An 18,297-nucleotide genomic window follows, 5' to 3' on the forward strand; every position below is an offset into this window, starting at 1 on the left:
GTTCCATGGTTTGTCCCCCGTGATCGCCGATCCGCGCGGGCGGTGCCTTGACCTCGCTCAAGCGGGGCCGTCTTTGCGGCCGCGCGCGCGGTTGTTGGTTCAGTCGCCCGAGACCTGCTCTTCCCCGCCGCCGAGGGCGTGGACATAGGCCGAGACGGCGCGAACCTGGGCTTCGCCCAGACGCTCGCCCCAGGGGGGCATGACGCCGTGACGGGGCGCGATCAGCTGCGCCTCGATCGCCTCCTGGCTGCTGCCGCGCAGCCAGATGGCGTCGGCGAGGTTCGGGGCCCCCACCTCACGGTCGCCGCGCCCGTCGTCGCCGTGGCAGGAGCTGCAGTTCTCGACGAAGAGCGTCGCACCCTCGGCCGCGACCGCGGCGTCGTGTTCGAGGTCCGAAAGGCTGCGCACGTGGGCGGCGATGGCCGTGATCTGCTCCTCCTCCAGCCAGTCGAAGGCGGGCATCTCGGAGAAGCGGGCCTCGCCGTCCTCCTCGTTGCGGATGCCGTGGCGCACGGTGAAGGCGATGTCCTCGAGCGTGCCGCCCCAGAGCCAGTCGTCGTCGAGCAGGTTCGGGTAGCCGCTCGCGGCGACGCCGGCCGCTCCGGCCCCGTGGCATTGCGAGCAGTTGTTGCGGAAGACCGACTCGCCCGCGGAGACGGCGAAGTCGTGCAGCGGCCCGTTCTCGTCCAGCACGGCGAGGTCGACCGTGGCGAGGCTCTCGGTCAGTTCGGCGTTCGACAGGTTCACGCGCTCGATATCCGCGGTGACCTCACCGCGCGAGGACCAGCCGAGAACGCCGCCCGTGGCCTGCGTCACGAGGGGCCAGGCCGGAAAGAGGATCACGTAGATCACCCCCCAGACGATGGTGCCGTAGAAGGTCCAGAGCCACCAGCGCGGCAGGGGTGTGTTTAGCTCCTCGATCCCGTCCCAGTCGTGGCCCGTGGTCTCGACGCCCGTGGTCGGGTCGATGCGGGTCTTGTCAGCCATTTCGGGTCTCCTTCGGGAGGGGGGGCTTGCAGGTGCAGCCGGGGCAGGCCTTCGCGCAGGGCACGGGGCCTTTCGCCGTCGCGGGGCGCGGGGTCTTGCGGTCGGTCGTCACGGGGCGTCCTCCTCGTCCGAGGGTGTGTCATGGCGGAACGGGACGTGGGCCGCATCGTCGTGCAGCGCGCGGGAGCCCGGCCGGAAGGCCCAGACCCAGACGCCCAGGAAGAAGACGGTCAGCGCGAGCAGGACCCAGCTGTCCGCGAGTTCGCGCAGGAAGGAATAGGTTTCCATGTCAGCCCCTTACCGGTTGGCGTCGGGCGTGAAGGTCGAGAAGTCGACCAGCGTGCCCAGCATCTGAAGGTAGGCGATGAGCGCGTCCATCTCGGTCAGCGCGTCGAGCCCATCGAAGTTGCGGACCTGCGCGCCCGGGTAGCGCTCGAGCAGCCCGTCGGTGTCGCCGAAGGGATCGACCTGCACCCGCACGTCGGCGACGGCCGCGTCGATCATCTCGTCGTCGTAGGGCACGCCGACGAAGGCGTGGGTGGCCACGAGATCGCCGATCTGCTCGGGGTCGAGCCGCGCGTCGGCGAGGAAGGCGTATTTCGGCATCACGCTCTCGGGGACGACGCTCTGCGGGTCGAGGAGGTGGTCGACGTGCCATTCGTCCGAATAGCGGCCGCCGACGCGGGCGAGGTCGGGCCCCGTCCGCTTCGAGCCCCACTGGAACGGGTGGTCGTACATCGACTCGGCCGCCAGCGAGTAGTGGCCGTAGCGTTCGACCTCGTCGCGCATGGGCCGGATCATCTGGCTGTGGCAGACATAGCAGCCCTCGCGCACGTAGATCTCGCGCCCGGCCAGCTCCAGCGGGCTGTAGGGGCGCATCCCCTCCACGTTCTCGATCGTATTCTCGAGCCAGAAGAGCGGAGCGATCTCGATGATCCCGCCCACCGTGACCACCGCGAAGGAGGCGGCGAGCAGGAGCGTGGCATTGCGCTCCAGGCGCTGGTGGAAGGTGATCGTCTCGGTTTCGGGCGGCAGCTCGTTGGGGACCTTGCCCTCGGTGACACCCTCTCCGGCGGTGACGACCTTGGGGTCGTCGGCCGGGTCGTAGTCGGGGTTTCTCGGATCCTTGGTCATTCGTTTACTCCGCAGGGGTGGCGACGGCGGACGCGGCACGCGGTGCCCGGATCGTCATCCACATGTTCCAGACCATCACCCCGGCCCCCGCGAGGTAGAGCACCCCGCCCAGAGCCCGTACGATGTACATGATGAACTTGGCATCGACGGTGTCGGCGAAGGAGTTGACGAGGAAGCCGTTCGCGTCGACCTCGCGCCACATCAGGCCTTCCATGATACCGGTCACCCACATCGACGCCGCGTAGAGGACGATGCCGACGGTCGCGAGCCAGAAGTGCAGGTTGATCGCGGCCAGGCTGTGCATCTGCTTCCGGCCCCACAGGCGCGGCGTCAGGAAGTAGAGCGCGCCGAAGGTGATGAGGCCGTTCCAGCCGAGTGCGCCGGAGTGGACGTGGCCGATGGTCCAGTCGGTGTAGTGGCTCAGGCTGTTGACCGCGCGGATCGACATCATCGGACCCTCGAAGGTCGACATGCCGTAGAAGGCGAGCGAGGCCACGAACATCCGGATGATCGGGTCGGTACGGATCTTGTCCCATGCGCCCTGGAGCGTCATCAGGCCGTTGATCATGCCGCCCCAGCTCGGCATCCACAGGATCACCGAGAACACCATGCCGAGCGTCGAGGCCCAGTCGGGCAGCGCGGTATAGTGCAGGTGGTGCGGACCCGCCCAGATGTAGAGGAAGATCAGCGCCCAGAAGTGGATGATCGAGAGCTTGTAGGAATAGACCGGCCGTTCGGCCTGCTTCGGGACGAAGTAGTACATCATCCCGAGGAAGCCGGCGGTCAGGAAGAAACCCACGGCATTGTGGCCGTACCACCACTGCACCATGGCGTCCTGTACGCCCGCGAAGACCTGCACGCTCTTCGAGCCGAAGAGGCTGACGGGGATGGCCAGGTTGTTGACGATGTGCAGCATCGCGACGGTCACGATGAAGCTCAGCAGGAACCAGTTGGCGACGTAGATATGCTTCTCGCGCCGCTTCAGAACCGTGCCGAGGAAGACGGCGAGATAGACGACCCAGACGATCGTGAGCCAGAGGTCGATGTACCACTCGGGCTCGGCGTATTCCTTCGATTGCGTGGCCCCGAGCAGGTAGCCCGTCGCCGCCAGCACGATGAAGAGGTTGTAGCCCCAGAAGACGAACCAGGCGAGGTTGCCGCCCCAGAGCCGCGCGCCCGAGGTGCGCTGCACGATGTAGAGCGACGACGCGATCAGCGCGTTGCCCCCGAAGGCGAAGATCACCGCGCTCGTGTGGAGCGGGCGCAGGCGTCCGAAGTTGGTGAAGGGCTGGCCCCAGTCGAAATTGAGCCCGGGGAAGGCCAGCTGGAAGGCGATGAAGGTGCCGACGAGAAAGCCGGCGATGCCCCAGAAGGCCGTGGCGATCACACCGGCGCGGACGGGACCGTCCATATAGCCCGTCGGTGCCGGTCTGGCCTCGATCGGGGCTCCCATCGCGGGCATTGTCCTGAGGGTCCATACGAACAGGCCCGCAGCGATCAGCATTATCATGATCGCGTGGACCATGTAGGCGACATCGCGGGCCCAATCGGCGGCGATGGCGGCAAAAAGAACCAGCAACCCAAGGGCCACCAGCTTGAGGACGTCCGAGTTCATCTGTCTTCCTTCCGGTCGTTCGAAAGGACGGATGCCACGGGCTCTCGGAGCCGGTCCTTGACTTGAATCAATCCTCTGTGCGCTGACGCGCGGTCAGGCGATGACCGCGCCGTCGTCGTCGTCCCCGGCCTCGATCAGGAGCGCCGCCATGTCGGGGCAGAGAAGTCCTCGCTTGCCCTCGAGATCGATGATGCCCTCGCGTTTCAGGGCCGTCATCTGCCGGCTCACCGTCTCGATCGTCAGGCCGAGATAGGACGCCATGTCGCCCCGGCTGAGCGGCAGGTCGGCCCGCAGCGGGCCATGGGCCGTCGACGCGCGTTTCAGGACGTAGGCGAGGAAGGTGGCGACCTTCTCGCGCGCGGTCTTGCGCCCGAGGAGGAGCATCCAGTCTCGCGCCGCGTCGAGTTCGTCGAGCGACATTTCCAGAAGGCGAAGCGCCAGGTGCGGCGTGTCCTCGATCAGGCGTTCGAAGGCGTCGCGCTCGAACATGCAGAGCGTCAGGTCGGTGGCGGCGACCACCTCGTAGGGGGCGGTTCCGCGGCCCGGACGGCCCAGGAAATCGGAGGGCAGGAGAAGCCCCAGCATCTGCACCCGCCCGTCCTCAAGCGAGCGCGTGAGCGTGGCGCAGCCGAAGACGACCGAGGCCACGAAGGGCAGTTTCTCGCCCTCGAGCACGATGGTTTCGCCGGCCGACCAGGTGCCGTACGACTTCATCGCCTCGAGCTGGTCGAGCTCGTCGGGCTCGCAGGTCGCGCAGACCGCGCGGTGGCGAATCGGGCAGCCCGCGCAGGACTGCTTCGCAAGGTCGAGGTCGATCCGAGACATCCCGTTGAACCCCTTGAAGTGTGGTTGTGTCATCGCAACCTGTCATGTCGATTGACCTGCATCAAGGACGACCGGACCGTCCCGGGATAGGGCGGCAACATGACACAGGTTGATCCCAAGCTGACCGCCCGCGCCCTCGCCGCCCGCGCGCCGCGCTATACCTCCTACCCGCCGGCGACCCAGTTCTCCCGCATCGTGGGCGAGAGCGAGGCGCGCACCTGGCTCGGCCGATTGCCGAATGAGCCGATCTCGCTCTACGTGCACGTGCCGTTCTGCCGCAGGCTCTGCTGGTTCTGCGCCTGCCGGACGCAAGGTTCCAAGACGGATGCGCCGCTCTTTCCCTATATCGACATCCTGATGCGTGAGGTGAACCTCGTCGCCGACGCCATCGGCCGGCCGCGCCGGGTCAGCCACATGCACCTCGGGGGCGGGACGCCGACGATGCTGCCGCCGGACCTGCTGGCGCAGCTGATGGCCCGCCTCGACGCCCGGTTTCCCCGCGCCGAAGGAGCCGAGATGTCGGTCGAGATCGACCCGACCGAGATCGACGACGCCCGTCTCGATGCCTTCGCCGCCGCCGGCATGACCCGGGCGAGCCTCGGCGTGCAGGACTTCGAGCCCGAGGTGCAGGCCGCGATCGGCCGGCCGCAATCCATCGCCCAGACCCGTGCGGTCGTCGACGGGGCGCGTGCCCGGGGCGTCGGCAGTCTCAATATCGACCTGCTCTATGGCCTGCCGCACCAGACGTCCGAGTCGCTCGCCCGGACGCTCGACATCGTGCTCGAAATGGCCCCCGACCGGCTTGCGCTCTATGGCTACGCCCATGTGCCCTGGGCGTCGAAGCGCCAGGTGATGATCCAGGAGGACACGCTGCCCACGCCGGTCGAGCGGCTCGATCTCGCCGCCCGCGCCGCCGCAACCCTGCAGGAGGCGGGCTACGTCGCCGTCGGCATCGACCATTTCGCACGCCCCGACGATCCGATGGCTCGTGCGGCGGCGGCAGGCGTCCTGCATCGCAACTTCCAGGGCTATACGACCGACGCGAGCCCCACGCTCGTCGGTCTCGGAGCGTCGTCCATCTCGCGTCTGCCCCACGGCTACGTGCAGAACGCGGCCCATACAGCGGCCTGGGCCGCACGGATCGCCGACGGCCGGCTGGCCGCCGCGCGCGGGCACCGGTTCAGCGCCGACGACCTGCTGCGCGGGGCGATGATCGAGCGGCTGCTGTGCGATCTCGCGGTCGATCCGGCGGAGTTCTCGCGTCCCGAACGGGTGCGCGGCCTGCTCGGAGCAGCCGTTGCGCCTTGGCGTGCCGCGATCGACGAGCTGCCTGGCGGCGCGATCCGGCTGCCGCGGGAGAACGCGTATCTGGCCCGGATGATCGCCATGGAGATCGACGCCTACATCGCCGACGAGGGCCGTCACAGCCTCGCCGTCTGACGCCCTGCGGGCGCACCGCTTGCAAAGCCGACCGATCGGTCGATAATACCTTCCGAAACGGATCGGGAGGAGGGCCGGCCCATGCTGGATGTTTCGAGCTTCGCCGCGGGGCGCTGGATCGGGCCGGGCGCAGATGCCCGCCCCATCGAGAGCGCGATCACCGGAGCGCAGATCGCGCGCGCGGGCGGTGCCCCGCTCGACAGTGCCGCGATGCTGGCCTACGCGCGCGACCGCGGCGGCCCGGCTCTGCGGCAGATGTCCTTCCACGATCGCGCGCGCCTCCTGAAGGCGCTGGCGCTGTATCTGCAGGACCGGCGCGAGGCGCTCTACGAGTTGTCCTACGACACCGGCGCGACCGCGAAGGACCATCTCTTCGACATCGACGGCGGCATCGGCACGATGTTCGTCTACGCCTCCAAGGGCCGGCGCGAGATGCCCGACGACACGGTCCTCGTCGATGGCGCGGTCGAGCAGCTTTCGCGCGACGGCAGCTTCCTCGGGCAGCACGTCTGGACGCCGCTGCGGGGCGTCGCCGTCCATGTGAACGCCTACAACTTTCCCGTCTGGGGGATGCTCGAGAAGTTTGCGCCCGCGCTCCTTGCCGGGGTGCCGAGCATCGTGAAGCCCGCGACGGCCACCTCCTACGTGACCGAAGCCTGCGTGCGGATGATCCTCGAAGCGGGTCTGCTGCCCGAGGGTGCGTTGCAGATGGTCGCGGGCGGCCTCGGCAACATGCTCGATCACCTCGGGCCGCAGGATGCGGTCACCTTCACCGGCTCGGCCGAGACGGCGCTGAAGCTGCGATCCCATGGGGAGCTCCTGCGCGCGGGCGTGCGCTTCACGGCCGAGCAGGACAGCCTCAACGCCTCGATCCTCGGCCCCGATGCCGCGCCGGGCACGCCGGAGTTCGACCTCTTCGTGAAGGAGGCGCATCGCGAGATGACGACGAAAGCCGGGCAGAAATGCACTGCGATCCGCCGCATCCTCGCGCCCGCGACCCATCTCGACGCGCTGACCGAGGCGCTGTCGGCGCGGCTTGCCAAGACGACGGTGGGCGATCCCCGCCAGGCGGACGTGCGGATGGGTGCTCTCGTCAGCGGAGCGCAGAAAGCCGACGTGCTCGCAAAGGTCGAGACCCTGCGGTCGGAGACAGCGCTCGCATTCGGGAGCGTAACCCAGCCTCTGGGCAAAGGCGTCGCGGGCGGCGCCTTCGTCGCGCCGACGCTCCTGCGCTGCGATGATCCCGATGCGGCACGCGCCGTCCACGGCGTCGAAGCCTTCGGCCCCGTCAGCACGCTCATGCCGTACCGCGATCTGGATCATGCCGTCGCCATCGCCAACCGCGGGGGCGGGAGCCTTGTGGCCTCGGTCATCACGCACGACCCGGAGGTTGCGCGTCGTGTCGTGGAAGTCGCGGGGGCCTGGCACGGGCGGCTCTATTTCAACGATCGCGACGCGATGGCGGAATCGACCGGCCACGGGGCCCCCATGCCGCATATGGTCCACGGCGGACCGGGCCGCGCGGGCGGTGGCGAGGAACTGGGTGGCATCCGCGGCGTGACCCATTTCATGCAGCGTACGGCGGTGCAGGGCAGCCCCGCGCACCTTGCCGCCGTGACCGGTCGCTGGGTTCCGGGTGCACCGAGGACGCCTGCGAAGACGCATCCCTTCCGCCTGCGCTATGACGACCTGACGCCGGGCCTGTCGCTCACGACGGACGCACGGGAGGTGACGCTCGAAGACTTGGAGACCTTCGCCCATTTCACCGGCGATACCTTCTATGCCCACATGGACGAGGCCGCCGCCCGTCGAAACCCGTTCTTCCCGGGCCGCGTGGCCCATGGCTATCTGCTCCTGTCTTTCGCGGCCGGGCTTTTCGTCGAGCCGGCGGAAGGTCCCGTGCTCGCGAACACCGGCCTCGACGCGCTGCGCTTCCTGAAGCCGGTCGTGCCCGGCACGCGGATCCGCGTCGAACTGACCGTCATGGCGCGGCACCCCCGCGTGCCCGAATACGGCGAAGTCCGCTGGCACGCGCGGGTGCTCGACGCGGAGAACGCGGAGGTCGCGACCTATGAGCTTCTGACGATGGTTGCACGGGCGGACGCGTAAAGAACGGAAATTTGCGCGCGCCAACTGCGTGTTGAGTTTTAACCGCTGCCTCGTTAGCCCTTGTAAAAAAGGTGGGCAGATGAGCACCAAGACCATTCGCAACATGGAGGAGTTCGCGGCGGCGATCGGGTTGTCGCGGCCGACGGTCTCGAAGTTCTTCAACGACCCGGAGAGCGTCAAGACCTCCACCCGCGAGCGAATCGAGGCGGCGCTCAAGGCGCATGACTACCGCCCGAACATCTATGCGATGAACCAGAACCGGAAGCTGACGAAGAACGTCGGCATCGTGGTGCCCTATCTGGCCGACCCGTTCTTTGCCGAGATCGCCCGCAATATCGAACAGCGCTGCATCGACGCAGGCTATCGCCCGACGCTCTACAGCTCCCACGGCGATCCTGCGCTCGAAGGTGAGATCCTCGACGGGCTGCGGTCGCTCAAACCGGCGGGCGTGTTGCTCGCGCCGCTTGGGCGCGCCTCGGATCGTGCCGCCGTGGAGAAATTCTGCACCGACGTGCCGACCGTCCTCTTCGACAGCAGCCTGCCGGGCGTCGGGGCTCCCTTTGTGGGTTCGGACAATCCGCAGTTCACCAACCTCATCGTGGAATACCTCTGCCGCACGGCGGAGCCGCCCAGCTTCTTCGAAATGGCCACCCCGGCGAACCCGAACGCCAAGAAGCGCCGCCAGGCCTATGTCGAGGCGATGGAGGTCCGCGGCTTCGAGCCCCATGTCGTGTCGGTGCCCGGATCGGGCTGGGCCTTCGAGGAGATCGGCCACGAGGGCGGGCTGGCCGCGCTCGACGCGCGCCGGTTCGCGACCGATACCGTCCTGTGCAGCAACGACCGGCTCGCCATCGGTTTTCTCGCCGCCTGTTACGAGCGCGGACTTCGGGTCGGGCGCGACGAGGGCGCGGCGATCCGGGTGGCCGGGCAGGACGACCATCCGTTCTCGCGCTTCACCTGCCCACCGCTGACGACGGTGGCGCAGGACTACGCTTCTGTCTCGCGGCACGCGGTGCAGACGCTGATGGATCTCGTCGAGGGCGGCGAGGCCCCCGCGGAGACGACGCTCTTCGAGGGCAAGCTCATCATGCGGGCTTCGGCGTGATAGGAAAAAAATTATCGCGCGTAAAAAATTTATTGACGGCGCGCGGACCCCGAGAGTAGCGTCTCGCCATAACATCCAAATCAGGGAGGAGTCGGATGTCTATCAAGCACGCACTTCGTGCAGCGACGGCGCTGTCGCTTGTCGCGGGCCCGGTCTTTGCGGACGGCCACGCGAAAGAGCTGACGATCGCGATCGTCAACAACGGTCACATGATCAACATGCAGAAGGTGGCCGAGGCCTACACCGAGGAGACCGGCGTCGCGCTCAACTGGGTTTCGCTCGAAGAGGGCGTCCTGCGCGAGCAGGTGACCTCCGACACCGCCACCGGCGGCGGGCAGTACGACATCATCAACATCGGTATGCAGGAAGCGCCGATCTGGGGCGCGGCCGGCTGGATCGAGCCGCTCGAGTTCGGCGACGACTACGACACGGACGACATCCTGCCGGCGATCCGTGCGGGCTTGTCGCACGAGGGCACGATGTACGCCGCGCCGTTCTACGGCGAAAGCTCCATGGTCATGTACCGCAAGGACCTGATGGACGCGGCCGGCGTCTCGATCAGCGACAACGACAGCTGGGAGAACATCAAGGCCGCCGCCGAGGCGATCCACGATCCCGAGAACGGCGTCTACGGCGTCTGCCTGCGCGGCAAGCCCGGCTGGGGCGACAACATGGCCTTCATCACGACGATGGTGAACTCCTTCGGCGGGGCCTGGTTCGACGCCGACTTCCAGCCGACGATCGACTCGCCCGAGTGGAAGGCCGCGATCGAGTTCTACGTCGATCTCTTGGGCAACTACGGCCCGCCGGGCTCGGAAGGGAACTCCTTCAACGAGATCCTCGCGCTCTACAACGAAGGCAAGTGCGGCATGTGGATCGACGCCACGATCGCGGCGTCCTTCCTCGAGGTCGACGGCGTCGCCTATGCACAGTCGCCGAACGCCGGCAACCCGGTCGGGGCCAACTGGCTCTGGGCCTGGGCGATGGCCGTGCCGTCGGGCACCGAGAACGCGGAAGAGGCCAAGGCGTTTATCGAGTGGGCCACCTCCAAGGACTATGTCCAGGCGGTCGCCGATCACCCGGAGTTCGGTTGGGCCAGCGTTCCGACGGGCCAGCGCGCCTCGACCTACGCCAACCCGGAATTCCAGGAGGTCGCCGCCTTCGCCGAGGCCGAGCTTGCGGCCATCGAGTCGGCCGCGCCCGAAGCGACCGATCTGAAGCCCTACGTCGGCGTTCAGTTCGCGGCGATCCCGGAGTTCCCGGAAGTCGGCTCCGCCGTCGCGCAGGAGATGGCCGCGGCCCTCTCGGGCGCAAAATCGGTCGACGAGGCCCTGGCCGCATCGCAGGCCGCCGCAGAGTCGATCATGGAGGAAGCGGGCTACTGAGACCTGCGCTCCACGGACAGTGAACGGGCCGCCGATGCGGCGGCCCCTTCCTCCCGCGGCGCGTCCCAATCCACAGGCAGGGACGCGCCGCATCACCCGACCGCATGGACGCAACCGGCGACGTTTGGTGAAACTGCCGTTTCACCGGAGGGATAGGATCATGTCGAAACGAACAATGCCACGCCTGCTTCAGAGCCCGGCCGTCGTGCTACTGCTCGTCTGGATGCTGATCCCGCTCGGGATGACGCTCTTCTTCTCCTTCATCCGCTATGTGCTCAACAGCCTGCGCCGTCCGGAATGGACGACGCCCTCGATCGAGAACTGGCGCGGGTTCGGCAACTACGACTTCGTTCTCGGCAACAAGGATTTCCTCCTCGCCGTGCAGAACAGCCTGCTGATCGTCTGTTCGATCCTGTTCCTGACCGTCATCCTCGGTGTGCTGATCGCCGTTCTCATCAACAAGGCCTTCCCGGGGCGCGGGATCGTGCGCGTCCTGCTGATCTCGCCCTTCTTCGTGATGCCGGCGGTGAACGCGGTGCTCTGGATCAACATGATCCTCGATCCGGTGCTCGGGCTTCAGGGCATCGCCGTCGACGGGATCAACGCCCTGATCCGGGATCTGCAGAACCTGCCGGTGCTCGGAGCCTTCTTCGGCCTCTGGCCCGAGCTTTCGCCCATCTCCTTCCGCGCGACGCAGACCTCGGCCTATGCCGTCATCATCATGGTGACCTGGCAGTGGACGCCCTTCGCCGTGCTCATCTTCATGACCTCGCTGCAGTCCGAGGACCAGCAGCAGAAGGAGGCCGCGATCCTCGACGGGGCGGGAGCCTGGTCGCAGTTCCGGTTCCTGACGTTGCCGCACCTCGGTCGGCCCATCGCGATCGTCGTGATGATCCAGGCGATCTTCCACCTGTCGCTCTACGCGGAGATCGAGATCGTCAGCCGCGGCAACGGCAACAAGAACCTGCCGTATCTGATCGGCGAGTTCGCCAACAACAACATCGGCGCGGCCAGCGCCACCGGCATCTTCGCCGTGATCCTCGCAAATATCGTCGCGATCTTCCTTCTGCGGATGATCGGCAAGACCCTGATGGAGTGACCCATGGCCATCGTCGCACAAAGCTCCAGGACGGGACGCATCAGCCGCGCGACCCTCGCCTGGATCGTCGCCCTCCTGTTCTTCTTCCCGATCTTCTGGATGGTCCTGACCAGCTTCAAGACGGACGCCGACGCGGTGAAGCCGCAGTACCTGCTCTTCTTCACGCCGACGCTCGATAACTATCTCAACATGACCGACAACTACGACTACTGGCGCTTCGCCCGGAACTCGGTCATCACCTCGGTCTTCGCCACCGCCTTCGCGCTCGCCGTGGGTATCCCCTGCGCCTATGCCATGGCTTTCAATCCCAGCCGCCACACCAAGGACGTACTGATGTGGATGCTGTCGACCAAGATGCTGCCGGCGGCGGCGGTCCTCTACCCGATGACCTACATCACCAAGAGCGTCGGTCTCTTCGATACGCATTTCATGGTGATCGTCGTGCTCATGCTCATCAACCTGCCGATCGTGATCTGGATGCTCTTCACCTATTTCAAGGAGATCCCGCGCGAGATCATCGAGGCCGCCCAGATGGACGGCGTCAGCACATGGGGCGAGATCCGCGAGATCCTGATCCCGCTCGCCTGGGGCGGCATCGTCTCGACGGCGCTCCTGTGCTTCATCTTCTGCTGGAACGAGGCCTACTGGACCGTCCGCCTGACGACGACGGAGGCCGCGACGCTTTCGAAGCTGATCGAGGGCAACCGCGCGCCGGAGGGGCTGTTCTTCGGGCGCCTCTCCGCCGTCTCCGCCGCCGCCGTCGGGCCGATCATCGTCCTCGGCTGGTTCTGTCAGAAGCAACTCGTTCAGGGCCTGACCTTCGGGGCCGTCAAATAGAAATCCGCGCCGCGCGGGCAAAGGAAAAGATCATGGGACGCATCGTTCTGGAAAACGTCACCAAGTCCTTCGGGGACGCGGAGGTCATCCCGCCGCTCGACCTCACCATCGAGGACGGGGAATTCGCGGTCTTCGTCGGGCCTTCGGGCTGCGGCAAGTCCACGCTCCTGCGCCTGATCGCCGGGCTGGAGGAGACCACCTCGGGCCGCATCCTCATCGACGGAGAGGACGTGACCGAGGTCTCGCCGTCGAAGCGCGGTCTCGCTATGGTCTTCCAGACCTACGCGCTCTATCCGCACATGTCGGTGCGCAAGAACATCGCTTTCCCGTTGCGCATGGCCAAGATGGAGCAGGGGGAGATCGACGCGGCGGTCGACCGCGCGGCGTCGATCCTCAACCTCGGTGACTATCTCGAGAAGCGCCCGGGCCAGCTTTCGGGCGGGCAGCGGCAGCGCGTCGCCATCGGCCGTGCCATCGTGCGCCAGCCGACGGCGTTCCTATTCGACGAGCCGCTCTCGAACCTCGATGCCGCCCTGCGCGTGGGAATGCGGCTCGAAATCTCTGAGCTGCACGAGCGGCTCAAGACGACGATGATCTACGTCACCCACGATCAGGTCGAGGCCATGACCATGGCCAACAAGATCGTCGTTCTGCGGGCGGGCCACATCGAACAGGTCGGCAGCCCGCTCGAGCTCTACCGAACGCCGCGCAACCTCTTCGTGGCGGGCTTCATCGGCTCGCCGACGATGAACTTCATCACCGGTGAGGAGGCCGCGAAGCACGGCGCGCAAACCATCGGCATCCGCCCCGAGCATATTGCCGTCAGCGCGAGCGAGGGCACGTGGACGGGCAAGGTTGGGGTGGCCGAGCATTTGGGCTCGGACACGTTCTTCTATGTCCATGACACTGGCCTCGCCGAGACGCTGACGGTGCGGGCGACGGGCGAGGTGAGCTTCCGCAATGGCGATACCATCCATATGACGCCGCGCGAGGATCTTCTGCACCGGTTCGACGCTGCGGGCGAGCGGATGGCATGAGCCGGCTGCACGGAAAACGCGCCCTCGTCACCGGGGCCGCTCGGGGCATCGGCCTTGCCTTCGCGCGGGCCTACCGCCGCGAGGGCGCGGAGGTGATGATCGCCGACATCGACATCACCCGGGCCGAGGCCGCTGCCGCCGAAATCGGCGCGCAGGCGGTGCATATGGACGTCTCCGATCAGGACAGCATCGAGGCGGCGGTGGCCGAGACCGCCCGTCGCCTCGGCGGCATCGACATCCTCGTCAACAACGCGGCCCTCTTCACGGCCGCGCCGCTCGTCGAGATCACGCGTGCCGACTACGACCGCGTCTTCGGCATCAACGTGGCCGGCACGCTCTTTACCATGCAGGCGGTCGCGCGGCACATGATCGCCGCGGGGCAGGGCGGGCGCATCATCAACATGGCGAGCCAGGCTGGCCGCCGGGGTGAGCCGCTCGTCGCCGTTTACTGCGCGACGAAGGCCGCGGTGATCTCGCTCACCCAGTCTGCGGGGCTGAACCTCATTTCCCACGGCATCAACGTCAACGCCATCGCGCCTGGCGTCGTCGACGGTGAGCATTGGGACGGTGTCGACGCCTTCTTCGCGAAATACGAGGGCAAGGCGCCGGGCCAGAAGAAGAAGGAAGTCGCGGCGTGTGTGCCCTACGGCCGGATGGGCCGCGCGGAGGATCTGACGGGTATGGCCGTGTTCCTCGCCTCGGACGAGGCCGAATACGTCGTCGCCCAATGCTACAACGTGGATGGCGGGCAGTGGATGAGCTGATGAACAGGCATGTCTCTCCGGTGGCACTGAGCGATGCGACGCTCGGCGCGCTTCCCCCGGGCATCTCCGTCCCGACCTACGACCGGTCGAAGCTGACGGCCGGTATCGTCCATATCGGCACGGGCAACTTCCACCGCGCGCATCAGGCCTGGTACCTCCACCGTCTGATGCAGCAGGGGCTTGCCCACGACTGGGCGATCATCGGCGCAGGCGTCCGGCGGGGCGACGTGCGGATGCGGGAGCGGCTTTTGGCGCAGGACTGTCTGACGACGCTGATCGAACTCGACCCTTCCGGCACTTCGGCCGAGGTCGTGGGCTCGATGATCGACTTCCTTCCGGTGGAGCCCGACAATCGCTCGCTGATCGCCGCCATGTCCGACCCGGAGATCCGCATCGTCTCGCTCACGGTGACGGAGGGAGGCTACTATCAGGACGCCGCGGGTGGCTTCGATCCGACGCATCCCGAAATCCGGCAGGACGCCGAGACGCCAGACCGGCCCGGCACCGCCTTCGGAGCCATCGTCGCGGCCCTGCGGAACCGGCGCGCGGCGGGGCAGGCACCCTTCACCCTGCAATCCTGCGACAACCTGCGCGACAACGGCGTGGTTCTGCGCCGCACGGTGCTCGGCCTCGCCCGGCTGAGCGACCCGTCCCTCGCCGACTGGATCGAGGAGGCGGCGTGCTTCCCGAACTCCATGGTCGATTGCATCGTTCCTGCGACTGGCCCGGCGGAGATCGCCCGCGCGCGCGCGCTCGGGGTGGAGGACGCGGCCCCGGTCACGCACGAGACCTTCCGCCAATGGGTCATCGAGAACGACTTCTGCGCCGGCCGCCCCCCGTGGGAGGTCGTCGGGGCCACGCTCACGGCTGACGTGCATCCCTTTGAGTCGATGAAGATCCGCATCCTCAACGCAGGTCACCAGGTGCTCGCGAATGCGGGCGAGCTCTTGGGCATTCCGACCATCGCCGACTGCATGGCCGACGCGGATCTGAGCGCCTTCTTTCGCAAGGTGCAGGTCGAGGAGATCCTGCCCCATGTCGACCCGGTGCCCGGGGTGACGCCGGGCGACTATCTCGCGCTGATCGAACGGCGCTTCGCCAACCCCGAGATCCGCGACACCGTGCGCCGGGTCGCCTTCGACGGCTCGTCCCGGCACACGGGCTTCGTCCTGCCGATCCTGAGTGACCGTCTTGACGCAGGGGAGGATGTTGCGGGGCTCGCCCTCGTGGAGGCGCTCTGGTGCCGCATGTGCCGCGGCACCCGCGAGGACGGCAGCCGGATCGAGGCGAATGATCCCAATTGGGACAGCCTCGCCTCGGCGGCGCGGGCCGCGCGCGACCGGCCGGAGGCCTGGCTCGGGCAGTCCGACATCTACGGGGCGGCGCATCTGCGCCCCGCTTTCGTGTCGGCCTTCGAGAGCGCCTGCACGCGCCTAGAAACGGACGGCGTGCGCGCCACGCTCGCGGCCTACGCCGCCGCCTGACCACGCGGGCCAGCCCCGTCGCCGCGCCGTTTCCGTCATGCCATCTTCGCGCCGCCACCGGTGCGCGATCCGGGGCTTGGCGTGGCGACTTTTCTCTTGGCTTGCTTTATCTGATTTAATTGGTCAGAATTGACGGAGCCAATCCGATCCCTCGGACCAGCCGGACAGACAGCCCCCTCTTTCCGAAGGACCCGACGTGCAGAGACCGACGGCCCCGCAGAAACAGACGTCCCCCATTCCGGCCGAGGTCCGGAGGGGAGCCCTGATCCGGATGCTTCTCGATGGCCAGGTGCCGATCGAGTTTCAGGTCGAGGCGCTTCTCGACCGGCTGGATGCCGCTCCGCGATGAGGATGTGACGGCGGCCGTTTCCGCATCACCGACCGCGCGACCCACTCGCTGCCAACCTTTGGAGAGACCATGCGATACCTGACGACCACACTCCTGTGCACCGCCTTCGCGGCCCCGGCCGTTGCCGACGGCCATGCGACAGAGGAGGCCGTTCTGACCACCTACGCCGACATCGCGGCGGCGGCCTACGGCGACAGCCTCGCCACCGCCGAGACGCTGCAGACGACCGTCGACGCGTTTCTTGCCGCACCTTCGGCAGAGACGCTGCAGGCGGCGCGCGACGCTTGGCTCGCCAGCCGCGTGCCGTACCAGCAGACCGAGGTCTATCGCTTCGGCAACCCGATGGTCGACGACTGGGAGGGCAAGGTGAACGCCTGGCCGCTCGACGAGGGGCTGATCGACTATGTCTCCGCGGAGGGCAGCGCCCCGACCGAGGGCTACGACGAGAACCCGGCCGCCGGGTTGAACGTCATCGCCAACGCGACGTTCACGCTCTCGGGCGAGGAGGTCGACGCGAACGAGATCACGCCCGCGCTCCTCGCCGATGTGCTGCACGAGGCCGGAGGGGCCGAGGCGAACGTCGCGACGGGCTATCATGCGATCGAGTTCCTGCTCTGGGGGCAGGATCTCGGGGCCTACGACGCGACCGCGGGCCAGCGGCCGTGGACGGATTACGCCGCGGGCGACGCCTGCACCGGCGGCAACTGCGACCGTCGCGGAGCCTACCTCAAGGCCGCCACCGACCTTTTGGTCAGCGATCTCACCTTCATGGCCGAGGCCTGGGCCGAGGGCGGCGAGGCACGCGCCGAGATCATGGCCGACGCCGACGGGGTGAACCGCATCCTGACCGGCATGGGCTCGCTCTCCTACGGAGAGCAGGCGGGCGAGCGGATGCAGCTGGGCCTCCTGCTCAACGACCCGGAGGAGGAACACTCCTGCTTCGCCGACAACACCCATAACGACCACTTCTACGACGCGCTCGGAATCCGCAACGTCTATAACGGCTCCTACGTGGGCGTGGACGGCACGGTGACCTCCGGCCCCTCGCTCCGCGATCTCGTCGCCGCCAGCGATCCGGACGTCGCGGCCGCGCTCGGCGCGGCGCTCGACGTCACCCAGATGGAGATGACCGAGATGAAGCTCGCCGCGGAGGCGGGGCTGAAGTATGACATGATGCTCAACCCCGACAACGAAGCGGGCGGCGCGCTCATTCAGGCCGCGATCGACGGGCTCGTGGCCCAGACGCGGGAGATCGAGCGCGCGGTCGCCGCACTCGGCGAGGAGGAGATCGCCTTCGAGGGCTCCGACAGCCTCGACAATCCCGAGGCCGTCTTCGAATAGCCACCCTTGGCCGCGCCTCGAAAGCCGGGGCGCGGCCGCTACCTGTCGTCGGATGCCCGACGATCTTCGCGAAAGAGGTTTCGCATGGCCAAACTGTCCTCTCCCTGCATCGGCGTCTGCAAGTTCCGTCGCACCGGTCCGGCCGGAGCGCATTGCATCGGCTGCTCGATGACGAAGGCACAGAAAGAGGTCGGGAAATCGCTCAAGAAGCCCTCGCGGATGGAGGGCTTCATCGCGCTCGTCATGGCGCAGCAGTCGGCCATGGGGCGCTACGCGCACTGGCGGCCCGCTTACCTGAAGCGCGCGCTCAAGAAGGGGCGCAAGGTGCCCTCGGTGGTGCGCAAGGCCGGGTGAGAGCCCCCTTTATCGCAGCGTGTCGCACATCCCGTCGAGGAGGAGCCGCAGCACCGGCCAGGCCTGCGGGCGCACGCGGCGGGCCAGCAGGAACCGCTCGCTGTCGCCGTCGCCGCGCGTGCGCGCCTCGAGGAGCGCCATGAGCCAGCCTTCGTCGAAGGAGAGGCCCTCCGATCCCGGTTCCCATAGCACGAACCGGCGGTCCGACGCGCTTTGCAGGGCACGGGCCAGCATCATGCAGTGCTCGATCGGCCCCGCTTCGTGCGCGAGAACCGCGCAGGCGTGGAGTGCCTGCCGTGGAGCGGCGCGACAGTCGAGGGCGGCCAGACGGAGGAGCGCGATGGCCGGCGGCGGCGCGCTGCGGGTCTCGGCGGGGAGCGGCTGGAGAGCGGCCAAATGGCACCTATACGTCGCGGTGGGTTCCTGATACCC

The 18,297-nt window shown here is 67.4% G+C and carries 18 protein-coding genes; 12 read left to right on the forward strand and 6 right to left on the reverse strand.

Features of this window, described 5'->3' with window-relative positions:
- Positions 1–99: 99 nt before the first annotated feature.
- The 5 genes from ccoP to fnrL form a co-directional block, all read right to left on the reverse strand.
- Positions 100–987: a cytochrome-c oxidase, cbb3-type subunit III gene (ccoP, locus tag HSX43_RS06655; protein ID WP_179379340.1), complete on the reverse strand. Its 888-nt coding sequence runs from the start codon at positions 985–987 to the stop codon at positions 100–102.
- Between the two features lie 108 nt (positions 988–1,095).
- Positions 1,096–1,275, reverse strand: coding sequence for a cbb3-type cytochrome c oxidase subunit 3 (locus HSX43_RS06660; RefSeq protein WP_179379341.1), 180 nt, complete (start codon positions 1,273–1,275; stop codon positions 1,096–1,098).
- A 9-nt stretch (positions 1,276–1,284) separates the two neighbouring features.
- Positions 1,285–2,121: a cytochrome-c oxidase, cbb3-type subunit II gene (gene ccoO / locus HSX43_RS06665; protein WP_179379342.1), complete on the reverse strand. Its 837-nt coding sequence runs from the start codon at positions 2,119–2,121 to the stop codon at positions 1,285–1,287.
- A gap of 4 nt (positions 2,122–2,125) precedes the next feature.
- Positions 2,126–3,736, reverse strand: coding sequence for a cytochrome-c oxidase, cbb3-type subunit I (gene ccoN, locus HSX43_RS06670; protein ID WP_179379343.1), 1,611 nt, complete (start codon positions 3,734–3,736; stop codon positions 2,126–2,128).
- Between the two features lie 93 nt (positions 3,737–3,829).
- Positions 3,830–4,561, reverse strand: a complete 732-nt coding sequence (gene fnrL / locus HSX43_RS06675) for a transcriptional regulator FnrL (RefSeq protein WP_179379708.1) — start codon at positions 4,559–4,561, stop codon at positions 3,830–3,832.
- 99 nt (positions 4,562–4,660) lie between these two features.
- On the opposite strand from fnrL, the gene hemN reads away from it, so the two are divergent.
- The 12 genes from hemN to HSX43_RS06735 all read left to right on the forward strand — a co-directional run bounded on the left by hemN (position 4,661) and on the right by HSX43_RS06735 (position 17,865).
- Complete coding sequence (hemN, locus tag HSX43_RS06680) at positions 4,661–6,001, forward strand: oxygen-independent coproporphyrinogen III oxidase (protein WP_179379344.1); 1,341 nt, start codon at positions 4,661–4,663, stop codon at positions 5,999–6,001.
- Between the two features lie 81 nt (positions 6,002–6,082).
- Positions 6,083–8,110 (forward strand): phenylacetic acid degradation bifunctional protein PaaZ, encoded by a 2,028-nt coding sequence (gene paaZ / locus HSX43_RS06685; protein WP_179379345.1) that lies wholly within the window; start codon positions 6,083–6,085, stop codon positions 8,108–8,110.
- 79 nt (positions 8,111–8,189) lie between these two features.
- The gene (locus HSX43_RS06690; RefSeq protein ID WP_179379346.1) at positions 8,190–9,215 is read left to right on the forward strand and encodes a LacI family DNA-binding transcriptional regulator; all 1,026 of its coding nucleotides are present in this window, start codon (positions 8,190–8,192) and stop codon (positions 9,213–9,215) included.
- Positions 9,216–9,310: 95 nt separating this feature from the next.
- A complete protein-coding gene (locus tag HSX43_RS06695; protein ID WP_179379347.1) occupies positions 9,311–10,600 on the forward strand; it encodes an ABC transporter substrate-binding protein in 1,290 nt (429 codons plus the stop codon).
- Positions 10,601–10,775: 175 nt separating this feature from the next.
- Positions 10,776–11,699 (forward strand): carbohydrate ABC transporter permease, encoded by a 924-nt coding sequence (locus tag HSX43_RS06700; protein WP_407929365.1) that lies wholly within the window; start codon positions 10,776–10,778, stop codon positions 11,697–11,699.
- A gap of 3 nt (positions 11,700–11,702) precedes the next feature.
- Complete coding sequence (locus tag HSX43_RS06705; protein WP_179379349.1) at positions 11,703–12,536, forward strand: carbohydrate ABC transporter permease; 834 nt, start codon at positions 11,703–11,705, stop codon at positions 12,534–12,536.
- A gap of 32 nt (positions 12,537–12,568) precedes the next feature.
- Positions 12,569–13,573, forward strand: coding sequence for an ABC transporter ATP-binding protein (locus tag HSX43_RS06710; RefSeq protein WP_179379350.1), 1,005 nt, complete (start codon positions 12,569–12,571; stop codon positions 13,571–13,573).
- Positions 13,570–14,337, forward strand: a complete 768-nt coding sequence (locus HSX43_RS06715) for an L-iditol 2-dehydrogenase (protein WP_179379351.1) — start codon at positions 13,570–13,572, stop codon at positions 14,335–14,337. Before HSX43_RS06710 ends, HSX43_RS06715 begins: the two co-directional genes overlap by 4 nt.
- Positions 14,337–15,821 (forward strand): mannitol dehydrogenase family protein, encoded by a 1,485-nt coding sequence (locus tag HSX43_RS06720; protein WP_179379352.1) that lies wholly within the window; start codon positions 14,337–14,339, stop codon positions 15,819–15,821. Before HSX43_RS06715 ends, HSX43_RS06720 begins: the two co-directional genes overlap by 1 nt.
- A 196-nt stretch (positions 15,822–16,017) precedes the next feature.
- A complete protein-coding gene (locus HSX43_RS06725) occupies positions 16,018–16,170 on the forward strand; it encodes a hypothetical protein (protein ID WP_179379353.1) in 153 nt (50 codons plus the stop codon).
- A 69-nt stretch (positions 16,171–16,239) separates the two neighbouring features.
- The gene (locus tag HSX43_RS06730; RefSeq protein ID WP_179379354.1) at positions 16,240–17,511 is read left to right on the forward strand and encodes an imelysin family protein; all 1,272 of its coding nucleotides are present in this window, start codon (positions 16,240–16,242) and stop codon (positions 17,509–17,511) included.
- A gap of 84 nt (positions 17,512–17,595) precedes the next feature.
- On the forward strand, positions 17,596–17,865 hold the full coding sequence (locus HSX43_RS06735; RefSeq protein WP_179379355.1) for a DUF1289 domain-containing protein: 270 nt from the start codon (positions 17,596–17,598) through the stop codon (positions 17,863–17,865).
- 9 nt (positions 17,866–17,874) lie between these two features.
- Here HSX43_RS06735 and HSX43_RS06740 read toward each other — a convergent pair whose 3' ends face one another.
- Positions 17,875–18,261, reverse strand: a complete 387-nt coding sequence (locus HSX43_RS06740; RefSeq protein WP_179379356.1) for a hypothetical protein — start codon at positions 18,259–18,261, stop codon at positions 17,875–17,877.
- Positions 18,262–18,297 lie beyond the last annotated feature (36 nt).

The sequence above is a fragment of the Jannaschia marina genome (assembly GCF_013404595.1).
Classification (GTDB): Bacteria; Pseudomonadota; Alphaproteobacteria; order Rhodobacterales; family Rhodobacteraceae; genus Jannaschia; species Jannaschia marina.